This is a genomic window from Legionella pneumophila subsp. pascullei (genome assembly GCF_900637585.1).
Taxonomy (GTDB): domain Bacteria; phylum Pseudomonadota; class Gammaproteobacteria; order Legionellales; family Legionellaceae; genus Legionella; species Legionella pascullei.
Genome location: NZ_LR134380.1, coordinates 2,258,988 through 2,280,088 on the forward strand (window position 1 = coordinate 2,258,988; position 21,101 = coordinate 2,280,088).

A 21,101-nucleotide genomic window follows, 5' to 3' on the forward strand; every position below is an offset into this window, starting at 1 on the left:
TTATCAATTTAATAAATTATCCAATAGCCGAAAAATCGAAGTATTTATTGTACCTAAACCCTCTCAAAATACCTACTTATTTCCAAACAGGTGGAAATTTAATTTATCGTCTATAGTTAAATTAAATGCCTAAAATAACAAGAAATTTTCCAAATTGAAAAGAGGGGAAAATATGTTAAAACGCTTACTCGGTGTAGCATCATTATTTTTCATATTGAATCATCAATGCTTCGCTGAAGAGCATGAAATCGCCATTACTATTGACGATTTACCTTTTGTAGGCTCTGGGACAAGTACTCCAGGAAATCTGAAGCGAACCCAGGAAAGATTTATGGCCATAGTAAATACATTGGTTGAAAATCAGGTTCCTGCCACCGGTTTTGCAATAGGTGGAGCCATAGCGAAAAATGAGTGGGAACTTCTGGAAATTTTTCGTAATCAAGGTTTTTCAATTGGCAATCATACCTATAAGCATCGTAGTTTAAATTCAATGACTGCGGAAAATTATATTGCTGATATCGAAAAAGCGGATACTGTTCTATCCCCTGTTATGACTGAGCCAAAATATTTCCGTTATCCTTATCTTGCTGAAGGCAGTGGAGAAAAGAAACAAAAAGTGCATGAATGGCTGGCTGCCCATCAATACACAATTGCCCCTGTCACCATAGACAGCAAGGATTATGAATTCAATGCGCAATTTTATAGAATACCTTATAGACAAAGACCACAACGATTAGCCCAATTTAAAAAGCGCTATCTTGCTTTTATCTGGCAACAGACCCTAAGAGCAGAGAAAAAGGCCAAGAAAGTAGAAGGACAACCGGTAAAACATATTTTACTCATCCATGCGAATCTGATAAACAGTTTGTGTTTGGCTGATATTATTGAAATGTATAGAAGTAATGGTTATAAATTTATTACCCTGCAAGAAGCCTTGAAAGGGAATACAGCGACTCCAATCAATGAGTCATCGCCAACTGAAACAATGAATTCGGAAACCGAAAAGAAAGAAGTTACTGAGCCTCAATCTTAAAGAATACCGAGTTATTTCTTGAAATATGAGCAGGCCTTACAATGCTGCTGGGATTCATTATCGCAAGTCTGGTGAATCCCTATATCTCAATAAAAAATGGCATTAGGTTAAATCCTGAATAAATTAAAAGCTTTTATTTCAGTTGCGCCAATCTCGATAACGCATGGGCCGGTAAAAGAAGCCAATAGTGTCCCTCGTTCTTCATATGGCCAGCAATCAAAGTGGCTTTGTCACCACCACCCCAAAATACATCGCCTCTTACTTTACCACGAATAGCCCCACCAGTATCCTGAGCTATCATCAAACGTTGCATAGGTTTATTGACATCAGGATTCTTAATGTCTGGTCTTGTAGTGTTTAACCACAAAGGAGCTCCCATTGGTATCCATTGTTTATCAATAGCAAGAGAATAACCCGGGGTTAATGCTACTCCCTGTGAACCTAAAGCTGCTTCTAATGATAACTTGCGGAAAAAAACAAATGATTTATTTTGATTGATTATTTTATCCATTTGTTTGGGATGCGCTTCCAGATACTTTTTAATCCTTTGCATGGATGCATTATGCTTGGTCATAATACCTTTTTTTATCAGTACACCAGCAATAGCAGTATAAGGAGCACCATTTTGGCCATCATAGCCTATAAAAATTCGTTTACCATCCTCAAGCTCAATGATTCCTGAGCCCTGAATTTCTAAAAACAACCTGTCAACAGGACTATTGATCCAGACCAAAACACGTGCTGTGTCTTTAATTGCCCCTTTATTAATTTGTTCTCGAGTGTAAAATGGTACGACTTTATTACCCGCAATTCGCCCAATGATTTTCTTGTTTTTTAAATTAGGAAGAAATAAACCCAAATCAACAGTTACCAGATTACTAGGCAATTCATAAATAGGAACACTAAATTCCTTTGATTTGGTATAACTGCCTTTGATTAAAGGCATATAATAGCCTGTAAATAAACCTTTCACTGGTTTATCATCATAGAACTCCACAGGGGCAAACCACTTCTCAAAAAATAATTTTGCTGATTTTTCATCAACAGGCTTTATTTTTAAAGCAGCACGACAGGCCGGATGCCAATCCTTGGCCTGTAAATCAATTTGCTCTGTGCCAACAACACGTTCAGGATTTTGTTTTAGAAAGGCTCGACAAGATGTTTGAAAAGTTTCCAACGATTTTTTAAGTTGGGCACTCTCCCATCCAGGTAAATGCTTAAAGCTTACCTGCCTGAAAGTTGGCTTGGGTGCTTGCAACCACCACCATGCTGCTGCGCCTAAGATAATTGCAGCCAAGGCTACTGTCAGATAAATTAATTTCGATTTCATAGAAGGTCAATTTTTACACGTGATGGAGAAAAATGCAACTAAAAATTATTGTTACCAGTTCATCTTACTACAAAACACATCCAGTTATAATAGTTTTTTTTCTATAATTTCAACCAGTTAATGTTTTAAAATTTTTATAATCTGACAAGTATCTCCAGCTGATCACACCTTCCTTAACCTGTATTTCCTCTTCTGAACAAGAGGATAAGTTGCCACCCGATTTGATAAACCTTAATTGCATGATGGAAGGTTCTCCATACTCTTCATATTGCAATACAGTGAATCTCAAATGGTGAGAAGCATGTTTTTGTCCATGCTTATTCAGAACCAAACAAGAAAATTCGTTCAGGTCCTCAATAAAATATCTGTATTGTTTTCGACCCAATATCAGTAAACATCCTTTACTGCTAACCACCTCCTGTACAACATGATTGGCACCATAATCCTTTTGTACATAACAATCCTTCTCTGCATACAACGATGGCGAATGAGCTAGTCGCATCATCCAATGTTCCAACTGATAAAAATTTTGATGAAATGTCTCCTGCGTATTGAGTGCTTTATAGTGCAATAAGACCTGTTGCAGACTTGCCAAAACCAATAAGCTCATCAAAAAAGTAATACAAAGCGTCATTAAAAGAATGAAACCGGAATTGGTTTTTTTCATAAGTTTCGTACCGATACACTGATCTTACGGAATTTTTCCTCATTGCTACCAATTGTAAAATCCAATACTGGCCTCTGTTTGACAACGCGTTTGGCAATACAAAACTCATGAATTAATGGGCTTAACTCTTCTGTTTGAAACAATTTGTAATGCAATGTCTTTTCACCCTTTTCATTTTGTTTGGTAAACCATGTTTCTTCCAGCCACTCTCCCAAGTAAGCAATTTCATCGTACCGGAACTTCAATGGTTTTTTTAAAGTAATCTGGTATCCATTGTTAAGTTTATCTATTTTTGAAACTGTATGTACTTCGGCATGCCTGCAGTCAGAAATAATTAATGGATGCTTTATGTTTGAGATTACTGGTTCTTGAATCACTATTTGTGTTGGGCTCATAAAACTCACCACTTCCGTATAAACATCACTCATTCTATTAATACGAAGCTGAGCTTGTGGCATATTTTCAAATTGAAAATTAATTATTTTTCTCTCTACATGTCGAGAATCATACGATTTTAATTTCTCGACACTTAAGCACGGAGTAAATCCAGCTTTTCTAATACTTTCGCTTAGTAGATCGCTAACCCACAGCAAATCAAAATTAATTTCTAACAGTTCTTGTGCCTTTAGATATTGAGGTTTGCTACTTATATAAAACTGAATAAGAGTAATCGTTATAATACTTGCCAGGAAAAGACTAATTAACATCTCAGATAAACCAAATCCTGTTTGTCTTCTCATTTCAATTAGCATCCAGATTATAAGAGCGAATAATTGATTGGCTTTTTTTAAACCACGTAACGTTCAAAATGATTTTCTTTTGAGATTGCCTGATATCAAAATGATAATTTGAAGGCGGCAGGGGTAATCTATTCTCACCAATATATAATGCTTCATCTACTTGATCTAAAAATTGGGAACCGTGAATTCGCCAGATAAGATGATTGATCAAATCTCTGGTTTTCAACCGTTGCTCTACTAACATCAGAACTACCGTTGTCATTAGCATTAATGACATTAGTACTTCCATTAGGGTGAAACCCTTTTGCTTGTTCATAATAAAACTCTTCCTGAGGTTGGACTGCACATGAAGGTTAACTTTCCGTTAAAAAAAATTCAATAGACCGTTTTAATAAATTCCAAAAAACAAATTCATTCGTGACAGCTGGCACATGCTTAGGTAATATAAAAACATTTTTCTGTTTAGGAATAGAGTTATGTCTATTGATTTTCAACAATTACCTCATGCAGGAATACGTTCTTTGATTCCCTATGTACCAGGTAAATCCATTGAAGAATTGGCAAAAGAAAAGGGAATAACTGATATTATCAAACTGGCTAGTAATGAAAATCCATTGGGATGCAGCCCATTAGCCCTTTCAGCCATAGAGAATATGTCATCACATTACATAGCAACATACCCATCGCCCTGGAACCATCCTTTAATGTCTAAACTGGCAAGTTACTTAAAAGTAAAACCCGAGCAATTGTTTTTAAGTAATGGATCTGATTACCTGTTTAATATCCTCTTAAATTGTTTCGCTCTTCATACTGACAGACATATCCTTACACATGACTACGCTTTTAGCACTTATGCCATTCAAGCGAATTCCCTGCAAATACCAGTAAACAGTGTACCCATCAGTAGTAACTGGGAAGTCAATATTAATTATCTTGTGGATGCTTGCAATCAACAAACAGGAATTATTTTTATAGCAAACCCAAATAATCCAACTGGAGTGCTAATCCAGCAAAAAGACATTAAATATTTATTGGAGCATATTCCGAAAAGCACTCTGTTGGTTTTAGATGAAGCCTATTATGAATTTGCTGCTAACCAATTGACTGTCAATAGTTTGGATTGGCTTGAAGAACACCCTAACTTGGTTGTTACACGTACGTTTTCAAAAATCTATGGTATGGCAGGTCTTCGTTTAGGTTATGCTATTGCCAATCCATCCATTATTAATATTTTAAAACGAGTACAATTGCCATTTATAGTCAATCAAGTTGCTCTTGCTGCAGCCTATGGAGCTATCGATGATGATGAATTCATCCAATCAAGCCTCAAAATGAATAATGAAGGAATGTCGCAGCTACAGGAGGGCTTTAATGAATTAAATATAAATTACTTACCATCTTCCTGTAATTTCCTTACTTTTGATTGCAAAGAGGATAGTATGGCTCTTTATAATTATCTTTTGGATAATGGCATAATAGTAAGGCCTCTGCATGCTTATAAGATGAATCATTACATCAGAGTTACTATTGGCACCAAAGAACAAAACTCCAGGTTTCTAACAGCACTGAAGAATTTTTATTTGTAACTTCTTTTTAAATTGAAAATAAAATTAAGGAATCAAAATGACTAGTGATTTAAGTAGTAAGCATTGTGAATCTTGCGAGGGGATAGGTGCTGCGCTCAATCCTGAGCAAATCAAAAATTTACTACCTCAATTAAACTCGAAATGGGAAGTAACTGAGGACAACCGAGTTATCAAACGTGCCTTTTCCTTTAAAAATTTTTATGAAACGATGGCTTTTGTTAATGCGATCGCCTGGATAGCTAATATTGAAAACCACCACCCTGATTTGGAAGTTGGCTACAATTATTGCCGTGTTCATTTTATGACTCACGCACTTAATGGTTTAACTCACAACGATTTTATTTGCGCAGCAAAAATAGATAAGTTACTGGTTGAATAAAAATTTTTGGCTCTTTTTAAGAAGATACATTTTAACAAAATTTTGTAATTGTTTAGTACCCGCTCCCTGACGGTCGCGGCTCAGATTATAGTTTACTCCGAACCACATCGGATTATGGACGAAACCGAGCCGCGACCGTCAGGGAGCGGATAATAATACACGGATGATAATAAGACCCCAGCATCATGGCCTGTCATCTACCTCTCTGCGGTGACTGGGTAGAAAATCCTTGTTATCCAATCCCATCGCTACTGCTAAGGCACCAGCAACGTAAATCGAAGAATAAGTACCTATTACTATTCCTATAATCAATGCCAATGAAAACCCATATATCGCTTCACCTCCATAAACAAAAAGCGCAACTACGACAAAGAGCGTCAGCACAGATGTCATGATCGTTCTGGAGAGAGTTTGATTGATTGAGATATTCATAATATCTATTGGGCTTGTCCGGCGAATTTTTACAAAATTCTCTCGAACACGGTCAAAGACAACAATGGTATCATTCAAGGAATAGCCAATAACGGCCAATAGTCCAGCAAGAGCCTTCAGATCAAATTCAATTCCGAACAAAGCAAAAACACCCAGAATCAATACCGGATCATGAATCAATGCAACCGCTGAACTTACAGCAAGTTTATATTCAAATCGCATAGCGATATAAATCATCGTGGCTAATAAAGACACAATAATCGCAAGAGCCCCTTTCGTTGCTAGTTCTTGTCCAACTTGCGGACCAACAAAATCAACCCTTTGCTTTACTGCTCCAGGCAATGCTTCCATGACCTGGTCTACCAGCAGGCTCTGTTCTTTATCTGCTCGCGGTGCAATGCTGATAAGCACATCTTTTGACGTACCATAACTAACTACTTGAGCTTCTTTAAAACCCGCTTTATTCAGATTTTCTCTAATTAAAGGTAAATCAGCGGCTTTGGAGTAACTGATTTCAATTTGCGTTCCACCAGTAAAATCCAACCCCCATTTCAAACCATTAATCATCAATGCGCCAATAGACACTACAAAAATCAATATAGAAAACAACGCAGTCCAACGGCGCGCTCCCATAAAATCTATTTTTGAATTTGGATTAAAAAATTCCATCTGAGCCTCGCCTTATATACCTATAGATAATTTTTTGACATTACGCCCACCGTAGTACCAATTCACAATAGCTCTGGTGTAAGTAATACCAGTTAACATAGACGTTAACAAACCTAAAGAAAGGACAACGGCAAACCCGCGCACCGGTCCTGTGCCCACCGCAAATAAAATGATAGCCACAATTAAAGTAGTCACGTTGGCGTCCAAAATAGTTGAAAACGCACGCTCATATCCCGCATGAATTGCAGCTTGGGGAGACAACCCATTACGCAACTCTTCCCTAATCCGCTCATAGATCAGGACATTGGCATCAACAGCCATGCCTACAGTCAATACAATCCCTGCAATTCCCGGTAAAGTCAGAGTCGCATCAATTATGGACAACAAGGCGCAAAGAAAAACCAAATTCAGCATCAATGCAATATCAGCAATTAAACCAAAAAAATGGTAATACACGAGCATTAACACCAAAATTAAACCCATACCAACTTCCAGAGAAATAAGTCCTCGGCGAATATTTTCTTTACCCAGAGTTGGACCAACAGTACGCTCTTCAACAGGATAGATCGCCGCAGGTAAAGCGCCTGCTCTTAGTAATAAAGCCAAATTACTCGCTTCTTTACTGTCAGTCAGTCCGGTAATCTGAAAATTACTGCCTAAAGCATTTTGAATCACTGGCGCACTAATAACTCGCTCTTCCTTCTTTGTTATCCGTTTTTCTTCACCATTAATTGTTTGGGTAGTCGTTTTGGTTTCCACAAAAACAATCGCCATCCGCTTACCAATATTTTCACGCGTAACCTTGGTAAACAAGCTCTCGCCCCCACCACCCAATTGAATTTGAACAGATGGAGAAGCTGTTTGTTGATCAAAACTGGACACTGCTGAAGTAATGGAATCACCGCTTAAAACGACCTGCCTCTTTAATAAGATAGGATGACCATCCATCATATACAGCTTATCATTGACAGGAACTACTCCGGTTTGCTTTGCAATGAAAGGATCATTTTCCTGGTCAACCAAATGAAATTCCAAAGTAGCAGTACCACCAAGTATTTGTTTTGCTCTGGCAGCATCTTGAATGCCTGGCAAATCAACAGCAACACGAGTTGCTCCTTGCTGTTGCACAACTGCTTCACCAACACCGAGCTCGTTCACTCGATTTCTCAAGATACTCATTGTTTGCTCAATAGTATTTTGTCTTATAGAATTTAATTCTGCTGGGGAAATGGCGCCTAAAATTGAATTTTGTGTTTTGGTTTTAACAAAAACTACATCAGATATTTTTTGTCTTAACTCAATTAAAGCATTTTCCATGGATTCAGAATCTCTAAAACGCAATTCAATCCCTTTATCTGATAAATAACGTATACCGGAATAACGAATACCTGCTTCACGTAGCTCTTGGCCAATATTTTTCATTATTCCTTCATAACGCCGACTTATAACACTTTCCACATCCACTTCAAGAAGAAAATGAACACCTCCTCTTAAATCCAACCCTTGCTTCATAGGGTCAGCATGAATTGCTTCAAGCCAATCTGGTGTCGAAGGAGCTAAATTCAAAGCCACTGTGTAATCAGATCCCAGGCTATTCTTGATAATATCGCGAGCCAATAATTGAGAATCAGTAGAAGAAAACACAACCTCTACTCCATCCCTCTCAACAACCAGGGATTTATAATCCATATTGGCATTTTTTAAAATGGACTCTACCTGATTTTTTATTGTCTCTGTATCTTCATCTGTACCTGCAGAAATTTGAACGACGGGATTTTCCGTATACAAATTCGGTATAGCGTAAACAAATCCAATGACTGCAATCACTATCAGCATTAGATTTTTCCATAGAGGATATTTATTTTGCATTTCTGATTCCCTATGCCTAACTTAAAGCGATTTTAAAGTGCCTTTTGGTAATACTGCAGTAACAGCGCCTTTTTGCAAATTAATTTCTATACCTTCTGCCGGGCTTACTTTGATGTATTGATCATCCAAGCTGACGACTTTTGCCAAAATCCCTCCAGATGTTACTATTTCATCCCCTTTTTTTAAGTTATTTATCAATTCTCTGTGCTCTTTCGCTCTTTTGCTTTGCGGTCTTATTATCATAAAATAAAACAAGACAAAAATCGCAACGATCATAATCAGTGAAAAAGCTCCATCAGTTTGAGCAGCTGGCGCATTTCCTGCTGCGGCTAATGCATCACTAATAAAAAAACTCATAAAATCTCCTCAAATCGGGTATTAATTTCTTGGTTTTCTTTTGAAGACGGTCGATAAACCCATTTCAAAAGATATTTACAAAAACTCTTGTATAGTCCGTAGATTTTTACACAAATGATACAAGAGAACTATTGTATGGATTACCAGCGTGACATCATATAGCGAATTTACTCGAAGGTAAATGAATAGTTAATTACCTTGAACGTAATACGTATTATGCTGAATTAAGAATCTTTGGCATAGCAATGGGGTATTCGCTAACAAATGATGCAGATAGGCTCTCGTCAATTGTTCTGAGCAGGTAGGACATGAACAACTATCATCAATCAGTTCAAAATTCAAAGCCTGGCTTTCGTCCATTAGATTAATATTTCCGTCACGACTATACGCAATACCCTGCACAGCATTTTTTGCAGGCTCATCGGATTCTATTAAAATCGATTTCTTCAAGTTTAAATTCTCAATTAAATCAGTATCGATATGACCCGTAAGATAAAGAGGAAACTCAGACCATTTTTGCAATTGACTCAAGAAATCATCATTACATTTTGCTTCACTCAAATTGAAATATACCCCATGTTTTTCGGGTATCTTCATGGTTTCAACTTGCGCTGCTGGCAAATACGGTACCACAGTATCATCCCATTGATCCCATATTCCGGAAAAACTATTCATAATCGTTTCAGGTAAAAGAACTGCAGCTGGCTTAATATGTAAAATCAAATGCACTAACTCCGAGTTAGTTAATTTAATCCGACTTCCGTCATAGGGTGAAATCAATATCACCATTCCGTTCTTATCCGATACAAGACGGCTCGCATTGATAACTAGATGGCCTGACCAGCCCAGATATTTGGTGAAATCAGTTACCTTGTTCAATAATGAATATCCCGGTTTTAATAGCAATAAATCCAGGTAACAAGAGGCCGTTGTAATCTTAATTTCTTGCCAATTGGCCGCAGTAAGACATAATCCCGCTTCAGTATTTAAAACAGGAACAAAATTTTGATTTGTATTCAACATCCACTATCCTCTAATGTAGCCCCATCATGACGGCGCAGAGCATTTTATAGCAATAAACTGGCGTCTCCATAACTAAAAAAACGATACCTTTTATCGATTGCTTCTTGATAAAGAGCCATGCACTGTTTATGTCCAATAAAAGCGGACACCAACATCACTAGAGTTGATTCAGGTAAATGAAAATTAGTCATTAATCCATCACAAACCTTAAATTGATAGCCAGGATAAATGAAAATGTCGGTATCACGACTACAAGCAATTAACTCTCCTCCTATAGCAGCGCTTTCAAGGCTTCGTAATGCGGTAGTCCCAACAGCAATTACTCTATTTCCCATAGATTTGGTAGCCTTCACAGCAGCACACAGGTCAGGACTAACCGTAAACCACTCACTATGCATTTTATGATCCTGAATGCGTTCACTACGAACTGGCCTGAATGTTCCTGCCCCTATATGGAGAGTGACATAAGCAATTTTAACTCCACGCGCTCGTATACTGGATAAAACAGCATCATCAAAATGTAATCCTGCTGTAGGCGCTGCAACCGATCCAGCACATTTGGCATAGACAGTTTGATATCTCTCCTTATCCAGCGACTCGTCTTCTCTGGCGATATAAGGTGGTAATGGAATATGTCCAAGATCATTCAAAAGATCTAAAATATTCTGGCTCGCCTTGCAAAGAAATAGATCATCCTGCCTTTGTAATACTTCAAGTTGCTTCCCGGCATTGAGAAAAATTATATCGTTTGATTTTAATGATTTGCTCGCTTTTATATGGGCCAGGAAAGTAAAATCGCCAGTTATCCTCTCTACTAACAGTTCAACCTTGCCGCCAGTGGCTTTGTGGCCATATAAGCGAGCTGGTATCACTTTACTGTCATTCATTACCAATAAGTCCCCTGGCTGTAAAAAATCTGCAATTTCGCGGAATTGATAATGGCCATATTCTTCTGTTTGTCGATTATAAATTAAAAGCCGTGAATCACTTCTATTCGCCAGTGGATATTGGGCTATTAATTCGGAAGGCAAATCAAAATAAAAATCTTGCTTATTCATAGAGCAACCTAAAAACAAATTGGTGCGATTATACACCAAACCTTAGTCTTAAAATCAATTATTGGGAGCTTATTCACTTTATGAGAATGTCATACCATCTGGCTTTTTATCTTTATTAAGACACTACAAGCAATATTACAGTGCAGAAAATTAAAATCAGGGTGCTTGTTAAATAGGGGTAAGCATAACCCTTGTAAGTTCGTTTTCGATAGATCAAGTCCAGTATTAATACAGGTCCTACTGAAACAGTAGTGAGTAGTATAATTAGTGCTATCGATGTTGAATATGGCTTAAAAGGCATAATCCGCGTCAGAAAAGATAACACAGCTTGCAATACTTCACGAATATAATAAATTACCCATATAAATAAATAATCAAAATTATAAATTAGCCAGGAAGCGATGCCTAAAGGAATGAGTAACTTAGCCCCTCTGATTGCAAAAATTTTTTTAAAGGTTCTAATGAATTCTTGAGAGAAGAAAACCATAATTGTTGCAAATAAAATAACCAAAGCTAAGGTTAAAAGCATTTTAAATCCTATTTTTTAATCTTATAAAGACAATTTATATTGTTTTTAACCAGGACAAAATTATGCTCAATTTTATAAAGTATCTCGACACATAATCAAATTGGTATGATCTTGCCCTGTGTTTTTAACTATACTTATGCATTAACTAAGGTCTGTTGACAATTTGCTCTACAGCCTCTATATACCGCGGCTTTTCCACAATACTTAGAGAACTTACAGGTACCGCGGACAAGCCGTGGCATATAGATGTTTTAGATTATATTATAAAATGAATTGTCAATAGCCCCTAATTACTTTTTTATTTTTTTTCTTCTAACTCTTCCCAACGAGCAAAATATTGATTTAACAATGCCTCTTCCTTGGCTAACAGCTGAGTTACCTCTGAAATAAGCTTGGCATCTTGCTGATAAAATTCGGGGGAGGCCATTTGCGAATGCAGCTCTTCAATTTTTTTCTCCACAGCTTCAATCTGTTGTGGCAACTTCGATAACTCTCGTTGTTCATTAAAAGATAAATTTTTCGTTTTCTCTGGACCACTCCGTTTTGAAGCAGGAGATTTCGCTTGCTGCTCACGACGTGTTAATTGATGTGTTTTGTAATCGTCATAACCACCAACAAATTCATTAAACTGACCGTTCCCTTCATAAACCAGTACACTGGTTACTACTTGGTTAATAAACGCCCTATCATGACTGATTAATATTAAAGTCCCTGGATAATCAACTAATACTGTTTCAAGAAGTTCCAGGGTTTCTATATCCAAATCGTTGGTTGGTTCATCCATTACGAGCAAATTAACCGGTTTGGCAAAAAGCTTCGCCAGTAATAATCTGTTTCTTTCCCCTCCAGACAAGGAAGATACTGGCTGATTGAATCGATCAGCGGAAAATAAAAACTCTTTTAAATAACTGGCAACATGTTTTTGCTTCCCATTAATTGTCACATAATCAGCCCCTTCCCCCACATTAAACATGACTGTTTGATCCTCAAGCAAATGTCGGCGTAACTGATCAAAATAGGCCACCTGAAGCCCAGTCCCTAATTTTATAGTTCCTGTATCAGGTTTAATTTCTCCCAGCAGTAATCGAACTAAAGTAGTTTTGCCACAACCATTGGGGCCGATAATTCCAAGCTTGTCTCCTCTTGTCATCAGTAAGGAAAAATCTTTTATAATAGGTTTGTCATTTATTGCATAACTCACTTTGTTTGCTTCTACTACGAGAGCACCAGAACGGGTTACATCCAAACTTAAGGATTTCACTGTTCCTAACTGATTACGACGTGCCTTGTACTGCTCTCTCATTGCCTTTAAAGCTCTGACTCTGCCCTCGTTACGTGTACGTCTTGCCTTGATACCTGTACGTATCCAGGCCTCTTCTTCAGCAAGCCGTTTATCAAACAAATCATTTTGTTTTTGTTCGCTAAACCTTATCGATTCTCGCCTGTCAAGGTATGTTTCATAATTACAATGATGGAGATACAACTTCCCACGATCGATTTCAAGGATACTCGTTGCTACCTGGTTTAAGAATGCCCTGTCATGAGTTACCACCATAACGCTACCAGAAAAGGATTTTAAATAATTCTCCAACCATTCGATTGCTTCAACATCCAAGTGGTTAGTAGGCTCATCCAATAGCAGTAAATCTGGTTCGGCAAGAAGTGCTGCTCCCAACAATACTCGTCGTTTCATACCACCAGAGAGATTAGGCATTTGGTCATGAATATCTATTCCCAATCGGCTGGCCATCGTTTCAATTTTGGGTAATAAATGCCAGGCATTTAAGTTATCCATTCTCTGCTGACATTTAGCTAATTTATCCATATCTCCTTGTCTCGTAAATTCATGAAACTGGGATAATACCTCCCCTGTTTCGCCTAAACTTTTTACAAGAAAATGGAACACCGATTCTTCTTCAGTTCCAGGTACTTCCTGGACTAAACCGGAAATACGCAAACCTGACGAGCGATGAATTTGTCCACTGTCCAGGGTAAATTCCCCTTGTAACATTTTCAGCAATGTTGATTTTCCAGCCCCATTGCGTCCAACAAGAGCAATTCTATCCTGTGGCTGAATCTGTAAATCCGCACAATCCAGAATACAATTGCCAGCCAAGATGAAGGAGGCATTATTAAGGGAAACTATACTCATCGAAACTCTCTACTTAATCAAATCTGTTTGTTCTCATTTATTGAGAACATCTTGTCAGTTCACTGTCTTTTTAATATTAAACGCTTGTCTTTCTGCACCATGTGAAATTGTGATAAGACATTCATTCCTAGTAACACGGTATTATCATCATTTTCCGGTATTATGACCGCTTTGACATTCTGTAAATGAAACTCTCCAAATGACAAATGTTGCAAACGAGTTAAAAATCCCGTTACCTTGCCATTGGCAGTTTCTATGGTAATAGGATATCGCCCGGTAATTTTTAAATCCTTAGCCAGGCCTTGGGGTATCGCTACCAAAGTAGCACCAGTATCCACCAAAAATTCTACAGGATAATCATTAATCTTACCTTTTATCCAATAATGTCCTTCACTATCGGCGCTTAATACATACTCAGTACGACTAGCTACAAAAATGGTACTTTCTGGCTTATCGTAATAGTAAAAGAATAAAAACATCCCTATAAAAAATATAATCCAAACAAATAAGAACATCAGACGCCCTGTGCGAGCGTATTGATCATCACTCATGGTTATGCAGACGCAGGTAAAACCAGAATCCCATCCATTTCAACCTTGGCACCCTTTGGTAATGCTGAAACTTCGATTGCTGCTCTTGCTGGATAAGGTTCTAAAAAATATCGACTCATGGCCTCATTAATTAAGGGAAAATGACTTAAATCCGTGAGATAGACGTTTAACTTGACAATATTGGCCAGGCTACCACCAGCTGCTTCACATACAGCTGATAAATTTTCCAGGACTTGAGTAATTTGTAGTTTAATATCATCACTGCAGATTTTCATTGTTTCGGGATCCAGTGGAATCTGTCCTGAAAGAAAAACCGTCTGGCCACTTCTTATGGCTTGACTGTATGTACCTATCGCTTCTGGTGCCAATTTTGTATTGATTGGTTGCATTAATTCTCCCCTTGTTTTTTTCGATATAACCGCATAACTACTTTATTTGCCCTTAATCGACGCATGACTCGAGCTAAATGGGTTCTGTCACGAACACTGATGGAAAAAGTGACAGCATTATGACGACCATCTCTGGGATCTACATTAATATTCCCTATGTTAGAGTCTGCTTCAGAAATAGCAGTTGCTAAAGCAGCCAATACACCTCTTTCGTTTGCTACATCTACAGTAATATCAACCCAATATTCACCCTGTACCTGCTCATCCCAACGTAAAGCAATAAACTGTTCCGGATTGCTACGCGTTGTTTTTAGTGTAGTGCAGTCACTGGCATGAACAATAATGCCTCTGCCTTGTTGAAATTTGCCAACTATATTATCTCCAGGTATTGGCTGGCAGCACTCGCCAAAATGCACAACCATCCCTTCAGTACCCTTAATTGCCAAAGGTCTTTTATTACCTTTATCGGTTTCATGGGAGTCTTGTGAAACCACCAACCTCTTGGCAATAACCATTGCCATCTGATTACCTATTCCTATGGCATACAATAAATCATCAACCGTTTTATAATGTAAATCGCTGAGCAATGCCTGCAATGTTTCCGGAGGTACTTTTGCGTAATCACTGGATAATTCTGCCAAGGATTGTTCCAATAATCGTTTTCCTAAAACAATAGACTCAGCATGTTGTTGGCTTTTCAAAAAATGACGAATATTTGATCTCGCCTTTCCAGTCACAACAAAATTCAGCCAGGCCGGGTTGGGATGAGCCCCCGGTGCAGTAATAATCTCTACGGTTTGACCATTTGATAAAGGAATACTTAATGGTACCAAACGCCTGTTAACTTTTGCCGCAACACAACTGTTTCCTACCCCAGAGTGTACCGTGTAAGCAAAATCCACTGGAGTGGCTCCTTTCGGTAACTCCATAATGTGTCCTTTAGGGGTAAAAACGTATACTTCGTCAGGAAATAAATCAATTTTAACGTTTTCAATAAATTCAAGAGAACTACCCGTGCTCCTTTGCATTTCAAGCAAACTTTGGACCCACTCTCTGGCACGAAGCTGGGCTTCATTCACTTCCAATCCAGAAGATTTATAGATCCAGTGAGCTGCCACTCCATTATCAGCTACTTTATCCATTTCCCTCGTTCGTATTTGAACCTCAAGAGGAACACCAAAAGGCCCAAACAATGTAGTATGCAATGACTGATAGCCATTGGCTTTGGGAATTCCGATATAATCTTTAAAGCGTTGTGGAACAGGTTTATAAGTGCAGTGTAATGCTCCCAAAATTCTATAACAGGAATCAATATCTTCTGTAATGATGCGAAATGCAAACACATCCGTAATTTCTGTAAAGGATGCTTTTTTCTGCTTCATTTTTCTATAAATGCTATATAAATGCTTTTGCCTGCCAAACACTTGTTCATAAGGAATATTCAACTGCGATAAGGCATGTTGCAAATCTTTCTCTATAGTCTGTGTCAACTCTCTTCGATTACCCCGAGATTTTTCAACAGCGGATTTAATTGCCCTGTAACGCATAGGATATAAAGCTTGAAAACCCAAATCTTCAAGGCCAATATAAATAGAATGCATACCCAAACGATTGGCAATAGGAGCATAAATCTCGAGAGTTTCGATTGCAATTCGCCTGCGCTTGCCTGCAGGCATTGCTCCTAAAGTGCGCATATTATGTAAGCGATCAGCCAACTTAACGATAATAACTCGAATATCCTTAACCATAGCCAAAACCATCTTGCGAAAATTTTCCGCCTGTGCTTCAGCTTTTGATTCAAATTTAATTTTAGTCAGCTTGGTGACACCATCAACAAGGGCAGTGACTTCTTCGCCAAATTGTTTGACTAATTCTTCTTTACTGATGGAGGTATCTTCGACGACATCATGAAGCAGGGTGGCCATGATGGTTTGATAATCCAGCCTCATTCTTGCCAGAATGAGGGCAGCTGCTACAGGGTGCGTAATATAAGGCTCACCTGAACGACGCATTTGGCCATGATGTGCTTTTTCAGCCACCAAATAAGCTTGATAACATTTTTCAATTTGCGCCTGCTCAAGATAACATTTAAGCTCTTCATCGAGCTCTTTAAAGTAGCTCACGCAGTACTCCCTAGTATCCAACATGGCTATTTATACCTCATAACTCAAAATACGGTTTTATGCCTCGCCCTAGTTCCCTTTGCTTTGCTTAAATACCATAACTTGATTAACAAGAGGTATATTTTTATAGAATGACTAATATTCTCAAGGCAAAGTCAATAACTAATTTTAATCTTCATCCAAAATATCCGCTGTAACATAACCTTCCGCAATTTCCCTTAGCGCAACTACAGTAGGTTTATCATTTTCCCATTCAACCATGGGTTGATCGCCGCGAACTGCAATTTGCCTTGCTCGTTTGGTAGCAACCATAACCAACTCAAACCGGTTTTTAACATGTTCCAAACAATCTTCAACTGTTACTCGTGCCATAAAATCCACCTCTGGGTTATTAGAACAAATACTAGCTCAAATCTTTTATTTTACTGCGATGACAACAGGAAAGAAAGCAATTTGGCCTGTTTATTTACCTGTTTTTCAATTCTAAGCCTATTGGCAATTACTATCGACCGTAATTCCATTGCTGCCTTTTCAAAATCATCATTAACAATCAGATAATCAAATTCAGGATAATGACCAAGTTCATCCTGTGCTTTGGTCATTCTCTCACTAATCACATTATCCTTATCTTGTCGCCTGTTCATCAAGCGTTCTTTTAATGCATCCAAAGAAGGTGGAATGATAAAAACACTTACTGCGTCAGGATAGGCGTGTCTAATTTGCTCGGCTCCTTGCCAATCAATATCGAGAACAATGTCAATTCCAAATTGTAATCGTTTGTTAATTTGAGCAACCGAGGTACCATACCAATGGTTAAATACTCTGGCATGCTCAATAAACGCCCCTTCATTGACCATAGAAACAAATTGTTCCTCGTCAACGAAGAAATAATCCACGCCATCTTTTTCTCCAGGCCTCATAGGTCTGGTCGTATGAGAAACCGATACTTCAATCTCACCCACCATTTCAATGAGTTTTTTGACCAAACTTGTTTTTCCTCCTCCGGAGGGTGCTGCAACAATGTATAAATTTCCTAAATTATCACTAACCATAACGTTTACTCAAAATTCTGAATTTGTTCACGCATCTGCTCGATCAATACTTTCATTTCAACAGCACTTAAGGTTAACTCTGCTGAATCCGATTTTGAGCTTAGAGTATTCGCCTCTCTGTTTAATTCTTGCATTAAAAAATCGAGTCTTCTTCCCGTCACCTTTTCTGCATTCAAAGTCCGACTCACTTCCGCTATATGTGTTTCAAGCCTGTCCAGTTCTTCGCTCACATCAAGTTTGGCTAATAGCAAAGCAATTTCCTGCTCTACACGTGCTTCAGGAACATCCATTTGCAACTCATGCAAACGAGTGAGTAATTTATCCTTGGTCTTGGCACTCATTGAAGTCACAATGCTTTTGGATTTCATAACCTCTTGACGCAAAGCCTGTAATCTGTCTTCAACATATGCCTTTAATGACCTGCCTTCTACAGCCCTGACTTCACACAATTTATCGATACCTTTCTGAAATAACTCCAAAGCAATTTGAGACAACTCCTCCATATCCAGCGGATTAGCCTCCACAACACCTGGCCATGCAAGCACTTGACTGACAGTCATGTCATTAGCCAGATGATGAGAAGCAGATAATTTACCGCTTAAATCAAGTAATGCATTAATCGTACCTATATTTATAAGCATAGACCGATTATCACAACTTGTGTCCTTGTACTTTAGATGGCACTCCAGTTTCCCCCGATGTATTTTATCCCGAAGCAAGGATCTTAACTCCGTTTCAAGAAATCGAAACGACTCAGGCAAACGAAATGACACATCGAGATAGCGATGATTAACAGATCTGATTTCCCAACAAAAATCACCTGCATCAAACTGCTTTTGCATTCGAGAAAAAGCCGTCATACTATGAATCATAAAGGATACCTACTTTTTAACCTTGCGCGAATATACCTGAAATTAAAAGAATTGCACAGGGATTGCCCATCAATTAATCTCAACAATATATAAAGTACCACATGTATTTAGAGTGCAACTCCAGTAGTAAAGAGTTATACTTGGGCATTTTACAGAGGAGTATCTCTAATGCGTCCCAGTAATCGTGAACATGATCAACTTCGTGCCATTACAATAACACGTAATTTTACCAATTATGCCGAAGGCTCTGTATTAGTTGAATTTGGTCAAACAAAAGTGATTTGTAACGCATCAATCATCGAGGGAGTTCCCCGGTTTTTAAAAGGTAAAAACCAAGGATGGATAACAGCTGAATATGGCATGCTCCCACGCGCGACTCATAGCCGTACTGAAAGAGAAGCCAGTAAAGGTAAGCAAGGCGGCAGAACATTGGAAATTCAACGTCTCATAGGACGTTCATTGAGAGCTTGTATTGATTTAAAGGTGCTGGGGGAAAATACTATTACTCTTGACTGTGATGTTATTCAAGCCGATGGAGGAACCAGAACAGCAGCTATAACTGGCAGCTGTGTGGCTATGCGAGATGCCATCCACTGGATGGTTCAACGTGAAAAAATACGTAAAATGCCTGCTTTTAATTATATAGCGGCAGTATCTGTAGGTATTTACAGGGGACAAGCCGTTCTGGATTTGGATTATGCAGAAGATGTTCTTGCCGAAACGGATATGAATATAGTGATGAATGAACAAGGGCATTTTATTGAAGTTCAAGGTACTGCTGAAGATAATTCCTTCAGCCGGGAACAACTGAACAGCATGTTATCATTAGCTGAAATCGGTATTCCCCAATTAATTGAAATCCAAAAAAATGCCTGAGAACAATAGCTCGGCGCAAACAGTCGTCTGCTATAAAAATTAACACTTCAAACCTGAACAACGGATCTCTGAAGGTAAGCCTTGAGCTGACTAAAGAGATCCAGTTATAACTATTGGCATTACTGTCTTCAAAAATTTTTGGAGGCTCTCGAGTAATCCCTACAAATACGAACACAGTATTTAAATCTATCCGGACTTGCGAAAAACCCTAAGGTCGAGGCAAAAAATGTTGTTTGCTAATGGAGAGATGGTTTTTTCGCAAGTCCTATCTATTTAAAATAATGACTTGTTCAGAGCAGCCTCATGAGCGGTGTGTTTCGAAATAATATTTTTATTAACTAATTCAGTCAAATGTTGATCCAAGGTTTGCATTCCTTTGGCTTGCCCAGTTTGAATTGAAGAATACATTTGCGCTATTTTATCCTCGCGAATCAAATTACGAATAGCCCCGGTGCACATCATAATTTCTAGCGCTGCAACCCGACCACCTTTATTCTTTTTTAATAAACTTTGAGCAACAACAGCTTGTAATGACTCAGAAAGCATGGAGCGTACCATCGATTTTTCTTCTGCTGGAAATACGTCGATTATCCTGTTTATTGTTTTTGTCGCAGAATTGGTATGCAATGTGCCAAAAACCAAATGCCCGGTTTCAGCTGCAGTCATTGCCAAGCGTATAGTTTCCAAATCACGTAATTCACCCACCAATATTATATCGGGGTCTTCACGCAACGCTGATCTCAAAGCGGCATTAAAGCTCAACGTGTCTTTATGAACTTCACGTTGATTTACCAGGCATTTTTTGCTTTGATGAACAAATTCAATTGGATCTTCAACTGTTAAAATATGTTCATAACGGGTGGAGTTAATATAATCGATGACCGCGGCAAGCGTGGTACTTTTCCCGGATCCAGTTGGGCCAGTAACCAAAACCAGGCCCCTGGAAAAACTGGCCATCTCTTTAAAAATTGGGGGCAATCCCAGATCTTCCATGCTAAGAATTTCAGAAGGAATGGTTCTGAAAACAGCAGCAGCACCGCGCGATTGATTGAAAGCATTAACCCTGAACCGTGCCAGATTGGTTATTTCAAAGGAAAAATCCGTTTCAAAAAACTCCTCATATTCTTTTCTTTGTCTGTCATTCATTATGTCATAAATAATTTTAATGACGTCTTTATGCTCCAATGGAGGCAAATTAATTTTGCGCAAATCACCATCAACACGAATCATTGGAGGCATACCAGCTGAAATATGCAAATCTGATGACTTGTTTTTAACTGAAAATGCCAACAATTCCGCGATATCCATATAATCCCTACCAATTTTTTCATTATATATTGTAGATTAACCCAGGAAATGATTACCAGCAATCATGGATATCTTTTTGTAGTACCATTACACTTCATGCATAATT

General features: G+C 38.2%; 22 protein-coding genes. 4 read left to right on the forward strand and 18 right to left on the reverse strand.

The genetic code is table 11. From position 1 onward, the window contains the following. Positions 1 to 172: 172 nt before the first annotated feature. Entirely contained in the window at positions 173 to 1,033 is an 861-nt protein-coding gene (gene pdaA, locus EL201_RS10235; RefSeq protein WP_027222169.1) for a polysaccharide deacetylase PdaA, read from the forward strand. A gap of 133 nt (positions 1,034 to 1,166) precedes the next feature. On the opposite strand, the gene mltA is transcribed toward pdaA, so the two are convergent. From mltA to EL201_RS10255, 4 genes are all read right to left on the reverse strand, one after another. Next, on the reverse strand, positions 1,167 to 2,363 hold the full coding sequence (gene mltA / locus EL201_RS10240) for a murein transglycosylase A (protein WP_027222170.1): 1,197 nt from the start codon (positions 2,361 to 2,363) through the stop codon (positions 1,167 to 1,169). A gap of 109 nt (positions 2,364 to 2,472) precedes the next feature. Continuing rightward, entirely contained in the window at positions 2,473 to 3,030 is a 558-nt protein-coding gene (locus tag EL201_RS10245; RefSeq protein WP_027222171.1) for a hypothetical protein, read from the reverse strand. Beyond that, entirely contained in the window at positions 3,027 to 3,770 is a 744-nt protein-coding gene (locus EL201_RS10250; protein WP_027222172.1) for a PilW family protein, read from the reverse strand. The genes EL201_RS10245 and EL201_RS10250 overlap by 4 nt, the downstream gene beginning before the upstream one ends. 1 nt (position 3,771) lies before the next feature. Beyond that, positions 3,772 to 4,086 (reverse strand): prepilin-type N-terminal cleavage/methylation domain-containing protein, encoded by a 315-nt coding sequence (locus EL201_RS10255; protein WP_027222173.1) that lies wholly within the window; start codon positions 4,084 to 4,086, stop codon positions 3,772 to 3,774. A gap of 160 nt (positions 4,087 to 4,246) precedes the next feature. Here EL201_RS10255 and hisC point away from each other — a divergent pair, with 160 nt between their 5' ends. Together hisC and EL201_RS10265 are read left to right on the forward strand one after the other, a co-directional pair. Further along, positions 4,247 to 5,356: a histidinol-phosphate transaminase gene (gene hisC, locus EL201_RS10260; RefSeq protein WP_027222174.1), complete on the forward strand. Its 1,110-nt coding sequence runs from the start codon at positions 4,247 to 4,249 to the stop codon at positions 5,354 to 5,356. A 37-nt stretch (positions 5,357 to 5,393) separates the two neighbouring features. Then, positions 5,394 to 5,735 carry a 4a-hydroxytetrahydrobiopterin dehydratase gene (locus EL201_RS10265; RefSeq protein ID WP_027222175.1) on the forward strand — a complete coding sequence of 114 codons (342 nt, stop codon included), beginning with the start codon at positions 5,394 to 5,396 and terminating at the stop codon, positions 5,733 to 5,735. A gap of 183 nt (positions 5,736 to 5,918) precedes the next feature. Here the strand turns inward: EL201_RS10265 and secF are convergent, their stop codons facing one another. The 13 genes from secF to EL201_RS10330 form a co-directional block, all read right to left on the reverse strand. Then, the gene (gene secF, locus EL201_RS10270; protein WP_027222176.1) at positions 5,919 to 6,836 is read right to left on the reverse strand and encodes a protein translocase subunit SecF; all 918 of its coding nucleotides are present in this window, start codon (positions 6,834 to 6,836) and stop codon (positions 5,919 to 5,921) included. Between the two features lie 12 nt (positions 6,837 to 6,848). After that, the gene (gene secD, locus EL201_RS10275; protein WP_027222177.1) at positions 6,849 to 8,705 is read right to left on the reverse strand and encodes a protein translocase subunit SecD; all 1,857 of its coding nucleotides are present in this window, start codon (positions 8,703 to 8,705) and stop codon (positions 6,849 to 6,851) included. 21 nt (positions 8,706 to 8,726) lie between these two features. Continuing rightward, entirely contained in the window at positions 8,727 to 9,062 is a 336-nt protein-coding gene (gene yajC / locus EL201_RS10280; RefSeq protein WP_027222178.1) for a preprotein translocase subunit YajC, read from the reverse strand. Positions 9,063 to 9,251: 189 nt separating this feature from the next. Next, positions 9,252 to 10,085, reverse strand: a complete 834-nt coding sequence (locus tag EL201_RS10285; protein ID WP_027222179.1) for a queuine tRNA-ribosyltransferase — start codon at positions 10,083 to 10,085, stop codon at positions 9,252 to 9,254. A 44-nt stretch (positions 10,086 to 10,129) separates the two neighbouring features. Beyond that, positions 10,130 to 11,143 carry a tRNA preQ1(34) S-adenosylmethionine ribosyltransferase-isomerase QueA gene (queA, locus tag EL201_RS10290; protein ID WP_027222180.1) on the reverse strand — a complete coding sequence of 338 codons (1,014 nt, stop codon included), beginning with the start codon at positions 11,141 to 11,143 and terminating at the stop codon, positions 10,130 to 10,132. 115 nt (positions 11,144 to 11,258) lie between these two features. Beyond that, positions 11,259 to 11,672: a hypothetical protein gene (locus EL201_RS10295; protein WP_027222181.1), complete on the reverse strand. Its 414-nt coding sequence runs from the start codon at positions 11,670 to 11,672 to the stop codon at positions 11,259 to 11,261. Positions 11,673 to 11,970: 298 nt separating this feature from the next. Next, positions 11,971 to 13,824, reverse strand: a complete 1,854-nt coding sequence (locus tag EL201_RS10300; protein WP_027222182.1) for an ATP-binding cassette domain-containing protein — start codon at positions 13,822 to 13,824, stop codon at positions 11,971 to 11,973. A gap of 59 nt (positions 13,825 to 13,883) precedes the next feature. Further along, on the reverse strand, positions 13,884 to 14,375 hold the full coding sequence (locus EL201_RS10305) for a retropepsin-like aspartic protease family protein (RefSeq protein WP_027222183.1): 492 nt from the start codon (positions 14,373 to 14,375) through the stop codon (positions 13,884 to 13,886). A 2-nt stretch (positions 14,376 to 14,377) separates the two neighbouring features. After that, entirely contained in the window at positions 14,378 to 14,764 is a 387-nt protein-coding gene (locus tag EL201_RS10310; protein ID WP_027222184.1) for a RidA family protein, read from the reverse strand. Then, positions 14,764 to 16,887 carry a bifunctional GTP diphosphokinase/guanosine-3',5'-bis pyrophosphate 3'-pyrophosphohydrolase gene (spoT, locus tag EL201_RS10315; protein WP_027222185.1) on the reverse strand — a complete coding sequence of 708 codons (2,124 nt, stop codon included), beginning with the start codon at positions 16,885 to 16,887 and terminating at the stop codon, positions 14,764 to 14,766. The genes EL201_RS10310 and spoT overlap by 1 nt, the downstream gene beginning before the upstream one ends. Positions 16,888 to 17,055: 168 nt before the next feature. Beyond that, positions 17,056 to 17,259, reverse strand: a complete 204-nt coding sequence (gene rpoZ / locus EL201_RS10320) for a DNA-directed RNA polymerase subunit omega (protein ID WP_011214258.1) — start codon at positions 17,257 to 17,259, stop codon at positions 17,056 to 17,058. Positions 17,260 to 17,309: 50 nt separating this feature from the next. Next, on the reverse strand, positions 17,310 to 17,939 hold the full coding sequence (gene gmk / locus EL201_RS10325; protein ID WP_027222186.1) for a guanylate kinase: 630 nt from the start codon (positions 17,937 to 17,939) through the stop codon (positions 17,310 to 17,312). 5 nt (positions 17,940 to 17,944) lie between these two features. Then, positions 17,945 to 18,811 (reverse strand): YicC/YloC family endoribonuclease, encoded by an 867-nt coding sequence (locus EL201_RS10330; RefSeq protein WP_027222187.1) that lies wholly within the window; start codon positions 18,809 to 18,811, stop codon positions 17,945 to 17,947. 168 nt (positions 18,812 to 18,979) lie between these two features. Between EL201_RS10330 and rph the strand changes: the two genes are divergently transcribed. Further along, complete coding sequence (gene rph, locus EL201_RS10335) at positions 18,980 to 19,687, forward strand: ribonuclease PH (RefSeq protein ID WP_027222188.1); 708 nt, start codon at positions 18,980 to 18,982, stop codon at positions 19,685 to 19,687. Between the two features lie 273 nt (positions 19,688 to 19,960). Here the strand turns inward: rph and EL201_RS10340 are convergent, their stop codons facing one another. Then, positions 19,961 to 20,995, reverse strand: a complete 1,035-nt coding sequence (locus EL201_RS10340) for a type IV pilus twitching motility protein PilT (protein ID WP_027222189.1) — start codon at positions 20,993 to 20,995, stop codon at positions 19,961 to 19,963. Positions 20,996 to 21,101: the final 106 nt, after the last annotated feature.

What these genes read in the sequence shown, in the direction of transcription:
- queA (WP_027222180.1), bottom strand. Translation starts at nt 11,143, where the DNA reads ATGAATAAGCAAGATTTTTATTTTGATTTGCCTTCCGAATTAATAGCC.
- rph (WP_027222188.1), top strand. Translation starts at nt 18,980, where the DNA reads ATGCGTCCCAGTAATCGTGAACATGATCAACTTCGTGCCATTACAATA.
- EL201_RS10245 (WP_027222171.1), bottom strand. Translation starts at nt 3,030, where the DNA reads ATGAAAAAAACCAATTCCGGTTTCATTCTTTTAATGACGCTTTGTATT.
- EL201_RS10265 (WP_027222175.1), top strand. Translation starts at nt 5,394, where the DNA reads ATGACTAGTGATTTAAGTAGTAAGCATTGTGAATCTTGCGAGGGGATA.
- secF (WP_027222176.1), bottom strand. Translation starts at nt 6,836, where the DNA reads ATGGAATTTTTTAATCCAAATTCAAAAATAGATTTTATGGGAGCGCGC.
- EL201_RS10340 (WP_027222189.1), bottom strand. Translation starts at nt 20,995, where the DNA reads ATGGATATCGCGGAATTGTTGGCATTTTCAGTTAAAAACAAGTCATCA.
- secD (WP_027222177.1), bottom strand. Translation starts at nt 8,705, where the DNA reads ATGCAAAATAAATATCCTCTATGGAAAAATCTAATGCTGATAGTGATT.
- gmk (WP_027222186.1), bottom strand. Translation starts at nt 17,939, where the DNA reads ATGGTTAGTGATAATTTAGGAAATTTATACATTGTTGCAGCACCCTCC.
- EL201_RS10300 (WP_027222182.1), bottom strand. Translation starts at nt 13,824, where the DNA reads ATGAGTATAGTTTCCCTTAATAATGCCTCCTTCATCTTGGCTGGCAAT.
- rpoZ (WP_011214258.1), bottom strand. Translation starts at nt 17,259, where the DNA reads ATGGCACGAGTAACAGTTGAAGATTGTTTGGAACATGTTAAAAACCGG.
- yajC (WP_027222178.1), bottom strand. Translation starts at nt 9,062, where the DNA reads ATGAGTTTTTTTATTAGTGATGCATTAGCCGCAGCAGGAAATGCGCCA.
- mltA (WP_027222170.1), bottom strand. Translation starts at nt 2,363, where the DNA reads ATGAAATCGAAATTAATTTATCTGACAGTAGCCTTGGCTGCAATTATC.
- hisC (WP_027222174.1), top strand. Translation starts at nt 4,247, where the DNA reads ATGTCTATTGATTTTCAACAATTACCTCATGCAGGAATACGTTCTTTG.
- EL201_RS10285 (WP_027222179.1), bottom strand. Translation starts at nt 10,085, where the DNA reads ATGTTGAATACAAATCAAAATTTTGTTCCTGTTTTAAATACTGAAGCG.
- EL201_RS10295 (WP_027222181.1), bottom strand. Translation starts at nt 11,672, where the DNA reads ATGCTTTTAACCTTAGCTTTGGTTATTTTATTTGCAACAATTATGGTT.
- EL201_RS10250 (WP_027222172.1), bottom strand. Translation starts at nt 3,770, where the DNA reads ATGAGAAGACAAACAGGATTTGGTTTATCTGAGATGTTAATTAGTCTT.
- pdaA (WP_027222169.1), top strand. Translation starts at nt 173, where the DNA reads ATGTTAAAACGCTTACTCGGTGTAGCATCATTATTTTTCATATTGAAT.
- EL201_RS10255 (WP_027222173.1), bottom strand. Translation starts at nt 4,086, where the DNA reads ATGAACAAGCAAAAGGGTTTCACCCTAATGGAAGTACTAATGTCATTA.
- EL201_RS10310 (WP_027222184.1), bottom strand. Translation starts at nt 14,764, where the DNA reads ATGCAACCAATCAATACAAAATTGGCACCAGAAGCGATAGGTACATAC.
- EL201_RS10330 (WP_027222187.1), bottom strand. Translation starts at nt 18,811, where the DNA reads ATGATTCATAGTATGACGGCTTTTTCTCGAATGCAAAAGCAGTTTGAT.
- EL201_RS10305 (WP_027222183.1), bottom strand. Translation starts at nt 14,375, where the DNA reads ATGAGTGATGATCAATACGCTCGCACAGGGCGTCTGATGTTCTTATTT.